19 protein-coding genes are annotated in these 18,930 nt (G+C 53.8%); 9 read left to right on the top strand and 10 right to left on the bottom strand.

Annotation, left to right across the window (positions count from 1 at the left end; all coding sequences use genetic code 11):
• Positions 1 to 90: 90 nt before the first annotated feature.
• Entirely contained in the window at positions 91 to 621 is a 531-nt protein-coding gene (gene dsbB, locus L579_RS04145; protein WP_036624994.1) for a disulfide bond formation protein DsbB, read from the top strand.
• A gap of 35 nt (positions 622 to 656) precedes the next feature.
• Here the strand turns inward: dsbB and L579_RS04140 are convergent, their stop codons facing one another.
• From L579_RS04140 to L579_RS04130, 3 genes are all read right to left on the bottom strand, one after another.
• On the bottom strand, positions 657 to 1,103 hold the full coding sequence (locus L579_RS04140) for a YcgN family cysteine cluster protein (RefSeq protein ID WP_021183023.1): 447 nt from the start codon (positions 1,101 to 1,103) through the stop codon (positions 657 to 659).
• 64 nt (positions 1,104 to 1,167) lie between these two features.
• The gene (locus L579_RS04135) at positions 1,168 to 1,827 is read right to left on the bottom strand and encodes a fumarylacetoacetate hydrolase family protein (protein ID WP_021183022.1); all 660 of its coding nucleotides are present in this window, start codon (positions 1,825 to 1,827) and stop codon (positions 1,168 to 1,170) included.
• Positions 1,828 to 2,075: 248 nt separating this feature from the next.
• A complete protein-coding gene (locus L579_RS04130; protein WP_021183021.1) occupies positions 2,076 to 2,351 on the bottom strand; it encodes a YcgL domain-containing protein in 276 nt (91 codons plus the stop codon).
• A gap of 153 nt (positions 2,352 to 2,504) precedes the next feature.
• Here L579_RS04130 and minC point away from each other — a divergent pair, with 153 nt between their 5' ends.
• Genes minC through minE form a run of 3 tightly spaced genes read left to right on the top strand, consistent with a single transcriptional unit; the run spans position 2,505 to position 4,328 of the window.
• Positions 2,505 to 3,209: a septum site-determining protein MinC gene (gene minC / locus L579_RS04125; protein ID WP_021183020.1), complete on the top strand. Its 705-nt coding sequence runs from the start codon at positions 2,505 to 2,507 to the stop codon at positions 3,207 to 3,209.
• Between the two features lie 33 nt (positions 3,210 to 3,242).
• Positions 3,243 to 4,055 carry a septum site-determining protein MinD gene (gene minD / locus L579_RS04120; RefSeq protein WP_021183019.1) on the top strand — a complete coding sequence of 271 codons (813 nt, stop codon included), beginning with the start codon at positions 3,243 to 3,245 and terminating at the stop codon, positions 4,053 to 4,055.
• 3 nt (positions 4,056 to 4,058) lie between these two features.
• Positions 4,059 to 4,328 (top strand): cell division topological specificity factor MinE, encoded by a 270-nt coding sequence (gene minE, locus L579_RS04115; protein ID WP_013509389.1) that lies wholly within the window; start codon positions 4,059 to 4,061, stop codon positions 4,326 to 4,328.
• Positions 4,329 to 4,382: 54 nt separating this feature from the next.
• Here the strand turns inward: minE and rnd are convergent, their stop codons facing one another.
• The 5 genes from rnd to L579_RS04090 all read right to left on the bottom strand — a co-directional run bounded on the left by rnd (position 4,383) and on the right by L579_RS04090 (position 10,808).
• Positions 4,383 to 5,504 carry a ribonuclease D gene (gene rnd, locus L579_RS04110; protein WP_036625112.1) on the bottom strand — a complete coding sequence of 374 codons (1,122 nt, stop codon included), beginning with the start codon at positions 5,502 to 5,504 and terminating at the stop codon, positions 4,383 to 4,385.
• A gap of 101 nt (positions 5,505 to 5,605) precedes the next feature.
• The gene (gene fadD, locus L579_RS04105; protein WP_021183016.1) at positions 5,606 to 7,279 is read right to left on the bottom strand and encodes a long-chain-fatty-acid--CoA ligase FadD; all 1,674 of its coding nucleotides are present in this window, start codon (positions 7,277 to 7,279) and stop codon (positions 5,606 to 5,608) included.
• Between the two features lie 211 nt (positions 7,280 to 7,490).
• Positions 7,491 to 8,084: a Slp family lipoprotein gene (locus L579_RS04100; RefSeq protein ID WP_021183015.1), complete on the bottom strand. Its 594-nt coding sequence runs from the start codon at positions 8,082 to 8,084 to the stop codon at positions 7,491 to 7,493.
• Positions 8,085 to 8,145: 61 nt separating this feature from the next.
• Positions 8,146 to 8,844: a tRNA (adenosine(37)-N6)-threonylcarbamoyltransferase complex dimerization subunit type 1 TsaB gene (gene tsaB / locus L579_RS04095; protein WP_021183014.1), complete on the bottom strand. Its 699-nt coding sequence runs from the start codon at positions 8,842 to 8,844 to the stop codon at positions 8,146 to 8,148.
• 53 nt (positions 8,845 to 8,897) lie between these two features.
• On the bottom strand, positions 8,898 to 10,808 hold the full coding sequence (locus L579_RS04090) for an ATP-dependent DNA helicase (RefSeq protein WP_021183013.1): 1,911 nt from the start codon (positions 10,806 to 10,808) through the stop codon (positions 8,898 to 8,900).
• 125 nt (positions 10,809 to 10,933) lie between these two features.
• Here L579_RS04090 and L579_RS04085 point away from each other — a divergent pair, with 125 nt between their 5' ends.
• A complete protein-coding gene (locus L579_RS04085) occupies positions 10,934 to 11,278 on the top strand; it encodes a RidA family protein (protein ID WP_021183012.1) in 345 nt (114 codons plus the stop codon).
• 13 nt (positions 11,279 to 11,291) lie between these two features.
• Here the strand turns inward: L579_RS04085 and L579_RS04080 are convergent, their stop codons facing one another.
• Entirely contained in the window at positions 11,292 to 11,477 is a 186-nt protein-coding gene (locus tag L579_RS04080) for a YoaH family protein (RefSeq protein ID WP_021183011.1), read from the bottom strand.
• 111 nt (positions 11,478 to 11,588) lie between these two features.
• Here L579_RS04080 and pabB point away from each other — a divergent pair, with 111 nt between their 5' ends.
• The 4 genes from pabB (at position 11,589) to L579_RS04060 (ending at position 16,878) form a co-directional block, all read left to right on the top strand.
• Positions 11,589 to 12,947, top strand: a complete 1,359-nt coding sequence (pabB, locus tag L579_RS04075; RefSeq protein WP_021183010.1) for an aminodeoxychorismate synthase component 1 — start codon at positions 11,589 to 11,591, stop codon at positions 12,945 to 12,947.
• 1 nt (position 12,948) lies between these two features.
• On the top strand, positions 12,949 to 13,527 hold the full coding sequence (locus L579_RS04070; RefSeq protein WP_021183009.1) for a CoA pyrophosphatase: 579 nt from the start codon (positions 12,949 to 12,951) through the stop codon (positions 13,525 to 13,527).
• A 185-nt stretch (positions 13,528 to 13,712) separates the two neighbouring features.
• On the top strand, positions 13,713 to 15,077 hold the full coding sequence (locus tag L579_RS04065; protein WP_021183008.1) for an L-serine ammonia-lyase: 1,365 nt from the start codon (positions 13,713 to 13,715) through the stop codon (positions 15,075 to 15,077).
• A gap of 238 nt (positions 15,078 to 15,315) precedes the next feature.
• Complete coding sequence (locus L579_RS04060; RefSeq protein ID WP_021183007.1) at positions 15,316 to 16,878, top strand: EAL domain-containing protein; 1,563 nt, start codon at positions 15,316 to 15,318, stop codon at positions 16,876 to 16,878.
• A gap of 64 nt (positions 16,879 to 16,942) precedes the next feature.
• On the opposite strand, the gene L579_RS04055 is transcribed toward L579_RS04060, so the two are convergent.
• Positions 16,943 to 18,502: a TerC family protein gene (locus tag L579_RS04055; protein WP_021183006.1), complete on the bottom strand. Its 1,560-nt coding sequence runs from the start codon at positions 18,500 to 18,502 to the stop codon at positions 16,943 to 16,945.
• Between the last annotated feature and the right edge of the window lie 428 nt (positions 18,503 to 18,930).

The following is an 18,930-nucleotide window of genomic DNA, read 5'->3' as shown; positions in this document are numbered from 1 at the left end:
TTTTATACATGATTTTTTCCTGCGTCCGGGCTGGCATGGTCACGCTTTTGGTTTACACTGCGAAACATTAATGGCTACAGGAAAGGCAATATGTTGCGATATTTGAACCAATGTTCGCGAGGACGCGGAGCCTGGTTATTGTTGGCACTGACGGCACTGGCTCTCGAACTGACTGCGCTCTTTTTCCAACACGTCATGGGATTACAGCCCTGTGTGATGTGTATTTATGAGCGTTGCGCACTGTTTGGCGTGATGGGTGCGGGTATTGTCGGAGCCATTGCGCCGAAAACCCCGTTGCGTTGGGTTGCGATTGTCATCTGGCTGTACAGTGCGATTCAGGGAGTTCGCCTCTCTTATGAACACACCATGATCCAACTCCATCCGAACCCCTTTGTCACCTGTGATTTTGCCGCGCGTTTCCCGACCTGGCTGCCACTGGATAAATGGTTGCCTGCCGTGTTCGTGGCGCGGGGTGACTGCGCCGCCATTGACTGGAGTTTCCTTGGCTGGAGCATGCCGCAGTGGATGATCGTCATTTTTGCGGCTTATCTGGTAGTTGGCCTGCTGGTGCTGATTGCTCAGCCGTTCAAAGCCAAACGTCGTGATTTGTTTGGCCGTTAACAAATGAAAACAGGCAGCCTGAGCTGCCTGTTTTTTTAACCGTTACGGTCTGGCCGATCGATGATGTGATCTTCCCAATCCCGCACTTCACTCTCCCGCACCGCGATATAACGCACCGAAATGCGTTGTGCATGCATGGCTTTCTTGGAACCTGCGACCAGCGGATGCCAGGCGGGTAATGTCTTTCCTTCACCGAGCAAACGATACGCACAGGTACGCGGCAACCAGTTGAAAGTGGTCAGATTTTCGCGTGTGAGCTTGATGCAATCTTCTTCATATTCAAACCGCCGTTCGTAATTGCGACACTGGCAGGTTTTAATGTTGAGCTGATTGCAGGCGACGTTAGTGAAGTAAATTTCATCGGTATCCGCATCCTGCAATTTATTCAGGCAGCACTGCCCACAGCCGTCGCACAGCGATTCCCACTCTGCGTCGTCCATTTGGTCAAGGCGTTTTGTTTGCCAGAAAGGGTGATCAGTCATGATGGCGGTCCGGATTAACGTAAAGACCGCACCTTATAAAGGTTCAGGTGCGGTGATGCAAGTTTTACAGCACGCGCGTCGTAATACCGTGACCGGCCAGCGAGATCTCAAGTTTGTCACCAGAACGCATCGGGCCCACACCCTCTGGGGTGCCGGTTAGTACCACATCGCCCGCACGCAACGTGAAATACTGGCTCATATAGGCAATCAACGGCAGGATTTTGTGGATCATATCTGCGGTGGTGCCATGCTGGCGAACTTCGCCATTCACCACCAGTTTCAGTTCGGTATCCTGCGGATTGCCGCTAAATTCTGCTGCCGGGATAAAACCAGACAGCGGGCAAGAGTTATCAAAACCTTTCGATTTTTCCCACGGCTGTCCCGCTTTTTTCAGACCAGCCTGGACATCACGCAGCGTCAAATCCAGCGCCACACCGTAACCCGCGATGGCTTTCGCCACATGCTCTTCACTCGCCTGCTTCAGCGTGGCACCAATCAGCACCGCCAGTTCAACTTCGTGGTGGACTTCACCGAAATTCCCTGGAATCGACAGTGGCTGACGCAGATCGCACAGCGCGGTTTCAGGCTTGATGAACACCACCGGCTCGGTTGGCGTTGCACTTCCCATCTCCTTAATGTGCTTAGCATAGTTGCTGCCAACACAGACCACTTTACTGGCCGGGTAATCCAACAAAGCGCCCTGCCAGTTACGATGCTGATACATGCTATTCCCCTGCTTTAGTTTGCGTATGACGCCAGCCCTGCTGGCGCGTTGTGTTTGCTTCAGTGCCGGAACGTGGCACTGAGGGTCAATATATTAAGCTGGTTTGCGACTGCGGGCTGTGCGGAAATTGTCAAAAGACGTTAATCAGATTCACTATATTGTCTGCAATAAGGGATTTAGCGCAGGCAAATAAATAAAGCTACCCATACAGATGATTAAATCTGGATATATTTACAGATGAATCCGAATTAATCTTTTTTGCCTTGCTGAAGATGTATGTTCAGCAGACTTTCCGGCGGGGGCGGCAATTGTAAATAATAGCCCTGATCGCTCAATGCCTGCTTAACTTTATTGATGTCTGCATTGGCCAGTTTGCCGCGTTTTTCCAGTGACAGCACCATTGCCAACTGAGGTTTACCAAAGCCCCGCAGCAATTCTTCCGGCACGCGGGAAAAATCGTCTTTTTTTTCAACATAAAGATAAGTCTGGTCGCGTTGCGGGCTTCTGTAGATCACACAAAACATATTTTTTACTCGAATTAACTGATGGCGTCACTTGCCTGAATATAGCAGTAACTATAACATGCTTGCTGAACTTCGAATATTGACCGAGTGGTGTTAATGACGATTTTATCGGCATTCATCACCTGGTAGTGAAAACAGGACGAGTCAGGACAGATGTCGCAAATGCCAATCGAATTCAAGGGAAGCAGTTTTACCCTGTCAGTCGTTCATCTGCACCATTCGCAACCTGAGGTGATTCGTCAGGCGTTGCAGGACAAAATCGACCAGGCGCCTGGCTTTCTGAAAAATGCGCCCGTGGTGCTCAATGTGTCGGCATTGAACGGCGACATCAACTGGAAACAGATGCAACAAGCCGTCATCGCAACCGGATTGCGTATCGTTGGCGTCAGCGGTTGTAAAGATGATGCGCTGAAAAAGATGATTGCGCGCGCCGGTTTACCGGTGCTGTCTGAAGGTAAAGAGAGCAAAAAGCGCACTGAAACGCCGGTTGCTGAAGCCGTCGCCGCCCCTGTTGTGGCTGAGACCGTCAATAAAACCCGCATCATCAATACGCCGGTACGTTCAGGCCAGCAGATCTATGCCCGCAATGCCGATTTAATCGTCACCAGCAGCGTCAGCGCCGGTGCTGAATTAGTTGCCGATGGCAACATCCACATTTACGGCATGATGCGCGGCCGCGCGCTGGCGGGTGCCAGCGGTGACCGTGACTGCCAGATTTTTTGCACCAACCTCGCCGCAGAGTTGGTCTCGATTGCCGGGGAGTACTGGATCATGGATCAGATCCCGGCAGAATTTTTTGGTAAAGCTGCGCGCCTGTGCCTCAAAGAGGGCGCGCTCACCATTCAGACACTTAATTAGGCCCCTTTTCTTTCGTTAAGGAAATCAACATTTATGGCACGCATCATTGTAGTTACATCCGGTAAAGGGGGCGTTGGCAAGACCACGTCAAGCGCGGCCATCGCCACTGGACTCGCGCAGAAAGGCAAAAAAACCGTGGTTATCGATTTTGACATCGGTCTGCGTAACCTCGACCTGATCATGGGTTGTGAACGCCGTGTGGTTTATGACTTCGTCAACGTTATTCAGGGCGATGCCACACTGAACCAGGCACTGATTAAAGATAAGCGTACCGAGCAACTTTACATCCTGCCTGCGTCGCAAACCCGTGACAAAGATGCCCTGACCCGCGAAGGCGTTGAGAAAGTACTGAACGATCTGGCGACCATGGAGTTCGATTTTATCGTTTGTGACTCGCCGGCCGGTATCGAAACCGGTGCGCTGATGGCGCTATATTTTGCCGACGAAGCGATTATTACCACTAACCCGGAAGTCTCTTCAGTACGTGACTCCGACCGTATTCTTGGCATCATCGCCTCCAAATCTCGCCGTGCAGAGAATGGCCAGGATGCCGTAAAAGAACACCTGCTGCTGACCCGTTACAACCCGGGCCGCGTCAGTCGTGGTGATATGTTGAGCATGGAAGACGTACTGGATATCCTGCGTATTCCATTGGTCGGCGTCATTCCTGAAGACCAATCGGTACTGCGCGCCTCTAACCAGGGCGAACCGGTGATCCTTGACGCGACCTCAGATGCCGGTAAAGCCTATGCTGATACCGTAGACCGCCTGCTTGGCGAAGAACGCCCCTTCCGCTTTATTGAAGAAGAGAAGAAGGGTTTCCTGAAACGCCTGTTCGGGGGATAACCAATGGCATTACTTGATTTCTTTTTATCCCGTAAGAAGAACACAGCCAACATAGCCAAGGAAAGGCTGCAAATTATTGTGGCTGAACGCAGAAGGGGCGACAGTGAGCCCCACTACCTGCCGCAGCTCAAGCGCGACATTCTGGAAGTAATTTGCAAGTATGTGAAGATTGACCCAGATATGGTGACCGTTCAGCTGGATCAGAAAGGAGATGATATCTCGATTCTGGAGCTGAACGTTACGCTACCGGAGACGGAAGAAGTCACCAAATGACGCTAGCGGTCTCCTGATTTTCCCCTGCGTTGTTTGCAGGGGAAAATACTGGATTTAGTGCGTCTGCAAAATCTCGTCGATGCGCGCCTTGAACAAATCGCCACGCCAGCCTGCGATTAATTCCGGTGTGCGTGAGGCATTTTTCAACCCCCAATGCACGCTCAACACCTGATTGATCTGACGACGTGAAGCCAGCAACTCCTGGCTAAAACCCGTCTCTTCGCTCACCTGCTGGACCAACGCTTTGATGGCTTTGAAGGTCTGCTTGTATTCCGGGTGATCAATCAGATTACCCAGCGGTTGCGGCAACGTGCTTTCATCCTGCGCTTGCGCTTCGGCCACCATCGCCACCAGCGCTTTACCGTGGAAGCGGATTTCATGGCCATTCAGTCCCAGATGATCCAGTTCACCGAGGCTGCCGGGCATAAAACGCGCCACTTTCCACAAGTTCTCTTCGCGCACCACGAAGTTCACCGCCATATCTTTCTGCCGCGCGATATTCAGCCGCCACGCCGCAAGACGCTGCAAAGCCGCCAACTGACGCGGGCGCAGTTGCCAGGCATTGGTGATATCACGCCAGGCATCTTCAGGCGCCAGCACATCCAGACGACGCTGGCATAAGGTGTCACATTCGCTCAGCGCTGCGGCCATGTTGCCTGCCGCTTCCGTTTGCGCCACCAGTTGATGGGCTATCGGCAGCAGGTAAGCAACATCCGCCGCCGCATATTCACACTGGCGCGCCGTCAGTGGACGCGCCAGCCAGTCAGTGCGCGCTTCACTTTTATCCAGCTCGATCTGATTAAAGTGCATCACCATCGCGGCAAAACCCCACGACAGAGGCTGCCCGGCAAAAGCCGCCAGAATTTGGGTATCGACCATCGGGTCCGGCAGGCAGCGAAAACGATGCAGAAACACTTCGAGATCTTCACCACCCGCGTGCAGGAATTTGGTTACCTGGGTATCACGCAATAACGCAATAAACGGTGCCCAGTCGCTAATGTTGAGAGGATCGATCAGGACCAATTGCTCGCCATCAAACAGCTGGATCAGACCCAACTGTGGATAGTAAGTACGGGTGCGAACAAATTCGGTATCCAGCGCCACAGCGCTATGCTGCCGTGCTTTGTCACATACCGCCGCCAGTTGGTCATTTTGGTCGATCAGGGAATAATTCACGTTATGTTTTCGCTGCAACATACTTCGTGCAGCGCTCCATGTTAAAAGCAATAAAAACGCCGGACTTTGCCGGCGTTAACCTTTGAGCGAGGTGCGCACACTTACCCTTCCCGCTTCACCTCATCGCGCAACTCACGACGTAAAATCTTGCCGACGTTGGTCTTAGGCAACTCGTCGCGAAACTCGATAATCTTCGGCACCTTGTAGCCGGTTAGCTGACGGCGACAGTGATCCAGCACTTCTTCTTTGGTTAAGGTGGGATCTTTCTTCACGATACACACTTTCACCGCTTCACCGGAAAGATCGCTCGGTACGCCAATCGCGGCGGCCTCTCGCACTTTCTCATGCTGCATCAGCACATCTTCGATCTCATTAGGATACACGTTAAAGCCCGACACCAGAATCATGTCTTTTTTGCGATCGACGATGCGGATAAAGCCTTCGCTGTCCACGGTAACAATATCACCGGTATGCAGCCAGCCATTTTTTAGCACTTCTTCGGTGGCTTCCGGGCGTTGCCAGTAACCGACCATCACTTGCGGGCCGCGTACGCAAAGCTCTCCCGGCTCACCCGGCAGGACATCATGTTCATCTTCATCGACGATACGCACATCGGTAGAAGGTACCGGTAAACCGATGCTTCCGGTATGGCAGGTGATGTCATAAGGATTCACCGACACCAACGGTGAACACTCGGTCAAACCGTAGCCTTCCAGCAGATAGTGGCCGGTTAGTTTCTCCCAGCGTTCAGCCACGGCTTTTTGCACCGCCATACCGCCGCCCGCCGACATCCGCAGGGTGGAGAAATCCAGCTTATTAAAGTTGGCATCGTTGAGCAGCGCGTTGAACAGGGTATTCACACCGGTAATCGCGGTGAACGGGAACTTTGCCAGCTCCCTGACAAAACCCGGGATGTCGCGCGGATTGGTGATCAACAGGTTCTGACCGCCCAGATCGAGGAACAGCAGACAGTTAACCGTCAGAGCAAAAATATGGTACAGCGGCAAGGCGGTGACCACGCACTCCTGTCCCGGACGCAGCAGCTTGCCATAGGTGGCTTTCGCCTGTTCGAGGTTGGCCTGCATATTGCCGTGCGTCAGCATTGCGCCTTTCGCTACCCCGGTGGTACCACCGGTATATTGCAGAAACGCCAGGTCATCATTGGTCACATCAGGGCGTTGATAAGTCAGTTGCTCCCCCTGCTGCAACGCCAGACGAAAAGAAACGGCACCTGGCAGATGGTATTTCGGCACCAGCTTCTTCACATAGCGAACAATAAAATTAACCAGCGTCCCTTTGATGGGGGCCAGTTGATCGCCCATGCGCGTTAACATCACATGTTTAACCTGAGTCTCGGCCACGACTTTTTCTAAGGTGTGCGCAAAATTCGAGACGATGACAATCGCACTGGCACCGCTGTCGTTAAGTTGATGCTTTAACTCGCGTGGTGTGTAGAGCGGGTTAACATTCACCACCACCATGCCTGCACGCAGCACGCCAAACAGCGCCACCGGATATTGCAGCAGATTAGGCATCATCAGCGCAACCCGGTCACCGGCTTTAAGCTTCAGCCCCTGTTGTAACCAGGCAGCGAAAGCACGACTTTGCTGGTCCAGCTGACGATAGGTCATCGGTTGACCCATGTTTACGAAAGCGACCTGATCGGCATAACGCGTTGCTGCATGCTCAAAAAGATCGATCAAAGAGGTATAACGGTCCGCAGTAATTTCCGCTGGGACATCCGGCGGATAGCGTTTCAGCCAAACCTTAGTCAAAGATTCACCCCGAGATTCTTGTTGCGTAGCCATCGCAGCCTCTGCCATCAGTGTTGTTAACAATATTTTAACTGATTGTACCAGTTTGCCGGTGTCGACCTGTTCAGGTTGCGAGGCTCATCACTAAATTTCGCGCTTCGGTTGCGCACTCAATAAAAAGGCCCGTTCGCGTGCGCCGCGATCGGGCCGTAAATGACTGATTAAAAATAACTTATTCAGTCAGGATGGTTTCTACCTGTGCCGGACCACTATTGGACATGCCCCAGTAAGGGTTGGGTCCCCAATAGCCTGGATGATGGCGTGTCGGTCCGTAGAAAATCCAGGGATCGATAGGCTGCGGTGGCGTCATAACCTGCTGCGTTAAATGCCAGCGCTGATAACCTTTTACATCGATAACCACAAAATTGTAGCTGGCCTGGCCGATCGTCCCTTTTTCTGTCCCTTTGATATTGCCCAGCACGGTAACGTACTGGTTTTTCACATCGGTCGGATCAACGAAGCCGTGAATATCGGCAAAAATACGACCGACCGATGCCGAACCAAGACGTGGTCGGGCGCTGTCATCCAATGGTTGGGTGGCAATTTCGAGTCGCGTCAGACCATTAAGATTGGTGACGTTTACCACTTTACCGCCGAAGCGCGACTCCTGGCCGACATAGAGTTGCGGCGCATTCATCACGCGTAATAGATCTTGCTGTGGAAGCTGTGAACTCCCTTTAATGGCATCCGGCACCGAAACACAACCGCTGATCAACAGCACGCAGGCTAACAGAGCGCCAGACATCCCTTTACGACTCATTGGCATAGCACTTCTCCTGTTATTTCTCAGATTAGACTGAGAGCGTAGCGATAAGTTGCGCGGTCCCTTAACGTCCCGGCAATTTTTTCCATGCCACTTCATTGCGCAGATAAACGGGTTCAGCGTGTTCTACCGCGACCGTTTCTCCCCGTTGCCAGGCCGCAAGCGCCAACGGCAGCATATCTTCAGCAGCAGGTAACTGGACTTCGCTGGCGATCAGATGCGCGCCGGGCGTAGTTAACAGCTGCGGATACGCCTGCCAACCGGTGCCAACCGTGGTCCATTCACCGCTCAAGCCGGCAATACGCGTTTGAGCGGCTTCCGGTGACAGCACGGCTTCGGTTTCTTCGCCGTGCCACTCGCCGTTCGCATCGCGTTGATACTCCGCCCAATAGACTTCGCCCATGCGCGCATCGATCGCCGCCAGCACACGCGTGGCGCCGCTCAGTCGCCAGGCGCCTTGCGCCATGGTGGCTAACGAGGAGACGCCAATCATTGGCAGATTCGCCCCCAGCGCCAGCCCCTGGGCGATACCGATGCCGATACGCACGCCGGTAAAACTGCCCGGCCCGCGTCCAAACGCCAGCGCATCCAGCGCCGTCAGCTCAAGTTGTTGCGCCTGCAACAACGCCTGTACCAGCGGCAGAATACGTTGAGTATGGTCACGCGGAGCGATTTCGAAACGGGAATCAAGCTGTTGTTGATTCAGCAGCGCGGCAGAACAGGCTTCTGTCGCCGTGTCCAGGGCTAAAATTCGGGCGGACATAACAACCTCGGGAGATTCAAAATGGCGCGCATCTTAACACAGGCTGACACAAATTAGTGACTCTCCTGCTCGCGGACAAAACGAATGGCGCGGTCAAGATCGCGGGTGCGCGGGGCCGGCGGCAAACTGTTGAGGAACAGCGCGCCATAGGGGCGAGACACCAGGCGCTGATCGCAAATCACCAGCACACCACGATCGTCGGTATCACGGATCAGACGGCCTACCCCCTGTTTGAGGGTAATTACCGCATCGGGTAACTGCACATCGTTAAACGGCTCACCGCCGCGCAGACGACAATCCTCCATGCGGGCTTTCAACAACGGATCCTCCGGCGAGGTAAACGGCAGTTTATCGATGATCACCAGCGACAACGCATCGCCCCGCACATCCACGCCTTCCCAGAAGCTGCTGGTTGCCACCAGCAAGGCATTGCCTGCCTCAAGGAATTGTTTCAACAGCTGACCTTTACTGGTTTCACCCTGTAGCAGCACCGGTATGGTCATGGAGGCACGAAATTCCGCCGCCAGTTCACGCATCATCATATGCGAGGTACATAAAAAGAAGCAGCGGCCTTTGTTGGCATCAATCAACGGCTTCATCATCTGTGCCAACCGGCGCGCGCCACCGGGACGATTTGGCTCCGGCAGATGGCGCGGTACGCACAACAGCGCCTGGCGCGCATAATCAAACGGGCTGTTGAGGATCAGCGTTTTTGCTTTATCCACCCCCAACCGGCTCGAGAAATGGCTCATCTGCTCATTCACCGCCAGGGTAGCAGAGGTGAAGACCCAGGCTGCTTTGCGATTGTCCATCACTTCGCGGAAACGTTCGGCAACCGAGAGCGGCGTCAGCGCGAGGGTAAAATGACGGCTGGAGCATTCATACCAGTAGCTGAAGCCCGGTTCATCAATGGCACGTAAGCGTTTCAGGCGGGTACGATACAGGGCGGCGCGCTCAAAGGCGGCATCCAGCAATGCAGAACGCCCCAGCGATAACTTAATCACGTCGTAACAGAGTTCGAGTGCATCATCCAACAAGGTCAGCATGCGCATCACGTTATTATCGCTCAGCAAGTCGCGCAGGTTGCCGCGAAAGCCGGGTTCTCCCAATGTCAGGCGGAAATCCTGGGTGCATTGCGCCAGGCGGTCGGCGGATTTCTGCAACTGCTGCACATCTCGCACTTCAGTACGGTAGGCAATAATGATGTCTTTGACTAAATCGAGGAGTTGGCGGCTGGAGAGTTGCTGGCCGAAATATTGGCTGGCGATATCCGGCAGCTGATGGGCTTCATCGAAAATCATCACATCGGCCTCGGGAATCAGTTCCCCAAAGCCCCCTTCTTTTACCACCAGATCAGCGAGGAACAAATGGTGGTTCACCACCACCACATCAGCGTCCATTGCCCGTTTGCGGGCTTTCACCACAAAACAATCTTTGTACAGCGGGCAATCACTGCCCAGACAGTTGTCGTTGGTGCTGGTGACATAAGGCCACACCGGGCTGTCTTCTGCCACACCGACACAGCTGCTGATATCGCCATCAATGGTTTCCGATGACCAGCCGCGCAACGTAATCAAATCGCCCAGTGCCTGGACGTTGAGATCCCCGCCGCTCTGGGTTTGCTGTTCCATCCGTTCCAGACAGAGATAGTTGGAGCGGCCTTTCAGCAAGGCGGTTTTGCCTTTGAACTTGAGCGCACGGGCAACGGTGGGTAGATCGCGATTATACAGCTGATCCTGTAACGCTTTGGAACCAGTGGAGATGATCACTTTTTTGTCAGCACGCAGCGCGGGAGCAAGATAAGCATAGGTTTTACCGGTGCCGGTACCGGCCTCCACCACCAGCTCACCGCCACTTTTTACCGCCTCTGCGACAGCCTGCGCCATCTCGCGCTGCGCTTCACGCGGTTTAAAGCCGGGAATCGCCTGCGCCAGCGCGCCGTCAGCTGCAAAATCGTCTGCCACACATCCTCACCGAAAATTCAAAAAAGTACTGTAATTATGTCAGGATTCTATTCATGCGACCACAACAGATGACAACCTGGCTGCGGTTATGGCAGGCTAGCGCTGCGATAATTAAGGAGAAAATCATGACCATTACGCGTATTGATCCAGAACACCGTATGTCGGAAGCTGTTATTCATAACCAGACGGTGTACTACACCAGCGTGCCAGAGAATCTTGATGAGGATGCAGAGGCACAAACCGCCAACGCGCTGGCCGTGATCGACGCCATTCTGACCCGTGTGGGTTCAGACAAAAGCAAAATTCTCGACGCGACTATTTTCCTCGTCGATAAAGCTGATTTCCCGGCGATGAACCGCGCCTGGGATGCCTGGGTGTCACCGGGCAATGCACCGGTGCGTTGCACCGTGCAGGCCGGTTTGATGAATCCGAAATATAAAGTCGAAATTAAGATCATCGCCGCGTTATAAACTGATTCGGGCGTCAGACGTCCTCTTCGTCGTCTTCAAAGCGCGCCCGAATTTGTTCTCCCTGATGACTCTGACGAATTTCGTGCGCGACCTGCGCAATCGCCTGACCGCTGGCCATACCCCCTGCCATCAGTTCCTGAATACGTTCAACCGCCTGCTGCTGCTGTTCGTGAGATAATGCCGGAAGACCTGTAAACATGACTCGCTCCTGGGAAAAAGGGGACGCATTATTCCATGCGGAACAAACAGGTGCCAGCAACAAAAAAATGTGTCAGGCTTAGGTCTTTGTTGCTGTTATCTGATTTGTCTCATGATCGTAAAAACCCTCGCTCTCAATTATACGCCGGATACGCTGACGCACCTGTTTTCCACCCTTGCTCATCAGCCCTGGGCAATGCTGTTGACGTCGGGCCAGGCCGATCATGCTGATAACCGCTTTGATATTATGACCGCCGATCCGCGTGTAACCCTGGTGACCCGGGGAGACGTAACGGAAATCGTTCAGCAAGACCATATCCAGACCAGCCCGAATGATCCGCTGACGCTACTCCAGCAGCAGTGCGATGCACTCGGAGTTCAGCCCGCTTTTAATCCTGACCTGCCTTTTCAGGGCGGCGCGCTGGGATTATTTGGTTATGACCTGGGGCGTCGTTTCGAAACCTTACCTCAGCTGGCGAAGTCCGATCTCATTACCCCGGATATGGCGGTCGGCATTTATGACTGGGCGTTAATCGCTGACCATCAATTATGTCGCCTGACGCTGGTGTCACTGGATGATGCCGACGCGCGCTGGCAATGGCTGCAAGCGCAAAACGCCCCCGCTCAACAACCCTTTGCGCTAACCAGTGACTGGCAATCCAATCTGAGTTACGACGACTACGCCCAACGTTTTGCCGCTGTGCAGGCCTATATTCAGGCAGGTGATTGCTACCAGGTTAATCTGGCCCAGCGCTTTCAGGCCAGCTATCGCGGTGATGAGTGGCAGGCTTTTCAGCATCTGAATGCGGCCAATCGCGCCCCCTTCAGCGCCTTTCTCCGGCTGCCGCACAGCGTGATTCTCAGCTTGTCACCGGAACGCTTTCTTTCCCTGCATCAGCAGGAAATTGAAACCCGGCCAATCAAAGGCACGCGCCCACGCCTGGCCGATCCTCACGCCGACCGTCAGCAGGCAGAAGAGCTGGCGCATGCCGAGAAAGATCGCGCAGAAAATTTGATGATTGTCGATCTGCTGCGCAATGATATCGGGCGCGTTGCCGAACCTGGCAGCGTCAGCGTACCTGAGTTATTTGTCGTCGAACCGTTCCCGGCGGTGCATCATCTGGTGAGTACCGTGCGAGCAAGGCTGCCCGCGCAGCTTGCCGCCACTGATCTGCTGCGTGCCTGTTTTCCCGGCGGCTCCATTACCGGCGCGCCGAAGATCCGCGCCATGGAGATCATTGAGGAGCTGGAACCACATCGCCGCAATGCCTGGTGCGGGAGCATCGGTTATATCAGCCTGTGTGGCCGCATGGATACCAGCATCACCATCCGCACGCTTGTCGCCGAAAACCAGCAGTTATACTGCGCAGCGGGCGGTGGGCTGGTGGCCGACAGTGACGTCACCGCTGAATATCAGGAGACGTTGCATAAAGTGAATCGTATTCTTCCCAGCCTGCGAGAACTGGCCTGAAATGAACAGCGACCTGACTCTGGATCAATTCCTCAGCCGTTTTATGTTGCAACCGCCGGTGACACTGGCGAAAACGCCTGTTAATGGCCGGCGCGCTGCGGTGCTGGTGCCCGTTATTAACGATACAGAACCCGGGTTATTGCTGACGCGCCGTTCCAGTCGGCTCCGAAAACATGCCGGTCAGGTGGCTTTTCCTGGTGGGATGCAGGATGCCAGCGATGACTCGCTGATCTTCACCGCCCTGCGTGAGGCACAGGAGGAAGTGGGTATCCAGCCTGATCAGGTGCAGGTGGTTGGCGTGCTGCCCGCAGTGACCAGCAGCACCGGTTTTGCCGTCACGCCGGTGGTCGGCATCATTCCCGCCGGGTTGCCTCTGGCGATTAATCCCGATGAGGTCGAAAGCGCCTTTGCCATGCCGCTGGCGGAAGCCTTACGCCTCAGTCGCTACAGTGGTCTGACGCTGCGTCGCGGCCAGCGTCAGCATCAGGTGTGGCTCTCATGGTATGAAGATTATTTTATCTGGGGCATGACCGCAGGCATTATCCGTGCGCTCGGTCAGCAAATTGCCCTGCCTGGTTGATGTACCCCTCGCTTGCCATTTCTTCCTGCACCAGTTTTGCCTCCTGCAATGGATAACTATTTCTGTGCTGTATAATTAGTTTATTTCATGCGAAAAGCTGCTCGTGTCTGCGCGCGTGCGATTACTATTAGCCGCATAAAACGGCCTGAGCCGTACAAAAATAAGCTTTGTGAGGAGTGTCACCGGTGATTAGTGTTTTTGACATGTTTAAAGTGGGCATCGGCCCTTCCAGTTCGCATACTGTCGGCCCAATGAAAGCGGGCAAACAGTTTGTTGGTCTGCTGGCCGAACAGGGTAAGTTGCAGGACGTCACGCGTGTTGCGGTGGACGTTTACGGCTCTCTGTCGCTCACGGGTAAAGGTCACCACACTGACATCGCGATCATTATGGGTCTGGCCGGTGCCGCTCCGGATACCGTTGATATCGACAGCATTCCCGCTTTTATTCAGGATGTCGAACAACGCGAACGCCTGCTGCTGGCCAACGGTGCCCATGAAGTTGATTTCCCCCGCGAAGGCGGCATGGTGTTCCGTAGCGAAAACCTGTCGTTGCATGAAAATGGCCTGACACTGTTCGCTTTCGCTGGCGACCTGCTGATTCTGAGCAAAACCTATTACTCCATCGGCGGTGGTTTTATCGTTGATGAAGAGCATTTTGGTCAGTCCGTGCTGGACCAAGTCTCCGTGCCGTTCCCGTTCGATTCTGCTAAAGAGCTACTTGCTCACTGTCGGGAGAGCGGCCTGTCACTGTCTGGCCTGGTGTTGAAGAACGAACTGGCGCTGCACAGCCGCGACGAGATTCATAGCTACTTCGCCAACATCTGGCAGACCATGCAGGCATGTATCGATCGTGGGCTGAATACTGAAGGCGTGCTGCCGGGGCCACTGCGGGTGCCGCGCCGTGCGGCTTCGTTGCGCCGTTTGCTGGTCTCCTCCACCAAGCATTCTAATGATCCGATGAACGTGATTGACTGGGTCAATATGTTTGCGCTGGCAGTCAATGAAGAGAATGCCGCAGGTGGCCGCGTCGTCACCGCCCCGACCAACGGTGCCTGTGGCATCGTTCCAGCGGTGCTGGCTTATTACGATCACTTTATTGAAAGCGTGACGCCTGACATTTATATCCGCTATTTCCTCGCCTCCGGTGCCATTGGCATTCTGTATAAAATGAATGCCTCCATTTCCGGTGCTGAAGTGGGATGCCAGGGAGAAGTGGGTGTGGCCTGTTCGATGGCGGCCGCCGGCCTGGCGGAGTTGTTGGGCGCCAGCCCGGAACAGGTGTGTGTCGCGGCTGAAATTGGTATGGAACACAACCTTGGACTGACCTGCGATCCGGTCGCAGGCCAGGTGCAGGTCCCTTGCATTGAACGTAATGCCATTGCCTCGGTAAAAGCCATCAATGCGGCACGTATGGCGCTCCGTCGTACCAGCGAACCGCGCGTCTCACTGGATAAAGTCATTGAGACGATGTATGAGACCGGCAAAGATATGAATGCAAAATATCGTGAAACCTCGCGCGGTGGTCTTGCTATCAAGGTTCAGTGCGACTAACTCCCCCACGCAGTTGCTTTCTTCGGTGAGCAAAAAAACACCGATTGAACAATTTTATGCAACTGCTGCTACCTCCATCATGCTAAACCAGATAGAGTGATTTACGCGCGGCCCTCCCTGGCCGCGCTGCTTTTTCAGTACCGCTTTTTTTCCAGAGCCGTGCTAAACCTGGCCGCCGCTATGCCGATAACCCAGAAGTTCTTTGGCTTTATTCTTAGTCTTTGCAAGGTGGTTACTGATGCTCATAGCCCAGCAATTTGTTGGTCAATTTCGCCGTAAGCGATTGCTTATTGCGTTAGTGATCGCCGCGCTGGTTTTAATTCTTACGCTGACTTTTCGCTACATTGAAGAGAAGTCACGTATTGAGCAACAGTCTCTGGATTTTGCCTCTCGCGCCATTGAACGTTTTGATCGCATGTTTTCGCCGCTGGATGTCTCTGCCAATAACACCCTTGGCCTGGTCGGCGTGCCCTGCCCGCAAGTTCGTTTTCCGCTCATTGAAAAAATCGCCGCGCTGCAAACCGTCAGATCGATTCTGCTGGTGGAGAACGACACGCTTTACTGCTCCAGTATTTACGGCCCGCAAAATATCTCCTTCAGCCAGACTTACCCGGAACTGGCGATTAATAATGAACGCATGATGCTTACCACCGATGATTACCTGTTAAAAGGTTCTCCGGTATTGCTGCTGTGGACGCCTAAGTCGCTGGATAATCGTGATGGTTTATTACAGGTCATCAATATCGAGTTAATGACCAATTATTTGCTTGAACCGCAACTGCCGTGGGTGGAACGGGCAATTTTTAACGTGGGTGGACAAAGCCTGGAATATGGCAATCCGCTGATTGAACCGACGGTGCCCTCAGAAGATGAAGTCGCCTACGATCAGGCATCACTACGTTATCCCTACACCATTACGTTGTACGGTCCGTCACCGGCACGCCTGGCGCTGAGCACCCTGCCGTCTCAGTTGCCACTGGCGGTGCTGCTTAGCCTGCTGATGGGCTACATCGTCTGGCTGGCGACCGCCAACCGCATGAGCCTGAACTGGCAAATCAGTTATGGCATCACCGCAAATGAATTTATGGTTTATTGTCAGCCGCTGATTAACGCCAAAAGTGGCGAATGCGACGGTATCGAGCTGCTGTTACGCTGGCACAATCCCCGTCAGGGATGGATCGCTCCGGACGTGTTTATTCCGCTGGCCGAACGGCAAAATCTGATCGCACCACTCACCCGTTTTGTGATTGCTAAAGTGGTAGATGAACTACCGAATCTGCCGCACTGCTCTTCTTTCCATATTGCGATTAACGTTGCCGCCAGCCATTTTCACGATCGGGTGATTGTTGAGGACCTGCAACGAATCTGGTGGCCAGCCAACCCGTTACCGAAACTGGTGGTCGAGTTGACCGAACGCGATGCGCTGCCGGTGATTGATCAGGCGGTAGTTGCCCAGTTGCATGAGATTGGCGTCCGTCTGGCGATTGACGACTTCGGGACCGGGCACAGTTCGCTTGCCTATCTGAAAGATCTCAAACCCGATGTGCTGAAAATCGATAAGATTTTTACCGCCGCTATTGGCACCGATGCCATTAACGCCACCGTTACCGATATGGTGATTTCACTGGCGCAACGCCTGAACATCGCGCTGGTGGCGGAGGGAGTGGAAACTGCGGAACAGGCGCATTATCTGCGCGAACGTGGTGTCGACCATTTGCAGGGGTATTTCTATGCACGTCCGATGCCGATTGAAGACTTCCCGGCCTGGCTGGAACAGCATCAGGCGCAGCTCAGCGCGTAATAGCGAGATAAATCGCGCCGCTACAACTGAATGAAAAAATTTGGCACCCGAAGGTGCCAAATTTTTATATTTCTTCATCCTCGTGCGGCTTGTCTTTTGTCACCCGCACTAAATCTACGCGGTAGTCAGTCGCTTCGATAATCTGGAAATGCAGCGGTGGCAAATCAATCACCTCACCCGGCACTGGCAATTGGCCTTTCTGATCAATCAGCAGGCCCGCCAGCGATGCGTGATCGTCTTCAGCTTTGACCAATTCGTGATAATCCAGCAGCTGTTGCAGTGAGTGCAAATCCGTCCCCCCCTTCACCAACCAGCCCTCGCCATCGGCAATGATATCCGGTGTTTCATCTTCGTCCGGGAACTCACCGGCAATCGCTTCCAGTACGTCAAGCGGCGTGATTAAACCCTGGACCACGCCGAATTCGTTAGTGACGATCACAAAGCTGCCCTTCGCCCGACGCAGCACGCCCAGCAGGTTAATCGGGTCCAGTGTTTCAGGCACCACAATCGGCGGGGTGTTGGCGGCAAAGGTCGCCACATCCATGCCATGCTCGAGTGCGACCAACAACTCTTTGGCACGAACCACGCCGATGATCTCATCCAACTCGCCGCGGCACACCGGGAACAGGCTGTGCGGCGTATCCAGCAACTGAATGCGAATTTCATCCACCGGACGTTCCACATCCACCCAGGAGATTTCACCACGAGGCGTCATGATGCTACGAATCGAGCGTTGCGCCAGCGTCAGCACACCGTTGATCATGTAACGTTCTTCGTCCTTAAAGGCTTCCTGCGGCATGGCTTCCACCAGCGCCTGCTCTTCCGTCGTCGCCGCCTGTTTACGCTGACGGCCTCCCATCAGACGCAGAATCGCTTCGGCGGTGCGTTCACGCATCGGGCGATGCGCCTGATGGCGGATAAAGTTACGACGCGCAATCTGGTTAAACAATTCGATCAGGATCGAGAAGCCAATCGCCGCATACAGGTAACCTTTCGGAATATGGAAACCAAAACCTTCCGCGACCAGCGACAAACCGATCATCAGCAGGAAGCTAAGACACAACACCACCACCGTCGGGTGCGCGTTAACAAAACGGGTCAAAGGTTTTGAAGCCAGCAGCATCACACCCATCGCGATCACTACCGCCGTCATCATCACCGGCAGATGGTTCACCATCCCTACGGCGGTAATCACCGCATCCAGCGAAAACACCGCGTCCAGCACCACGATTTGTGTCACCACTGCCCAGAAGCTGGCATAGCTGCGGTTACCCTGATGCTCCAGATTGCGGTTCTCCAGCCGTTCATGTAACTCCATCGTGGCCTTGAACAACAGGAACAGACCACCGGCCAGCAGGATTAAATCGCGCCCGGAAAAGCTGAAATCGCCTACGCTGAATAGGGGTCGCGTCAATGTCACCATCCACGAGATGAGTGACAACAGGCCAAGTCGCATTACCAACGCCAGCGACAGGCCGATCAGACGCGCTTTATCGCGCTGTTTTGGCGGCAGCTTGTCGGCCAGGATAGCAATAAAAACCAGGTTATCGATGCCGAGAACAATCTCCAGCACGATAAGCGTCAGCAAACCCGCCCAGATGGAGGGGTCGAAGAGAAATTCCATCAATGACTCCTTACCAGGGAAGCGTGCGAACGAAAACGGGCCTGCGCCACGCGGCGAGACAGCAAATCGTTAACGGATTGGATTACGCCATCAGGCGTGGATGCATGCGCCAGCAGGCGCTGTGAAGAGGTGAAGCGACGTCGGTGACGGTCCATAAAGGTGAGCTAATGCCCGGTACTCCTGAATAATAAACAGAACGTTAATGTATCAGTTACATCACCGGCGTCAAAAAATTTTCTTACATTTACAAACGGTAACAGCCTGAAAAAAGGAGAGATAAAAGCACGAATAGACACCGTTACGCTCTGAATTACTGACAAGCATCACATAATTTATTTTTTCACTCACTAAAATAAATCGCGACCTTATCGCTGTGTAGCGGAAAGTTTTAGGTTATTTATTGATGTTTTTCTTCATCTTAAACCGAA

This window comes from Pantoea sp. AS-PWVM4 (assembly GCF_000468095.1).
GTDB lineage: Bacteria > Pseudomonadota > Gammaproteobacteria > Enterobacterales > Enterobacteriaceae > Pantoea > Pantoea phytobeneficialis.
This window is presented reverse-complemented; position numbering and strand designations above follow the sequence as displayed.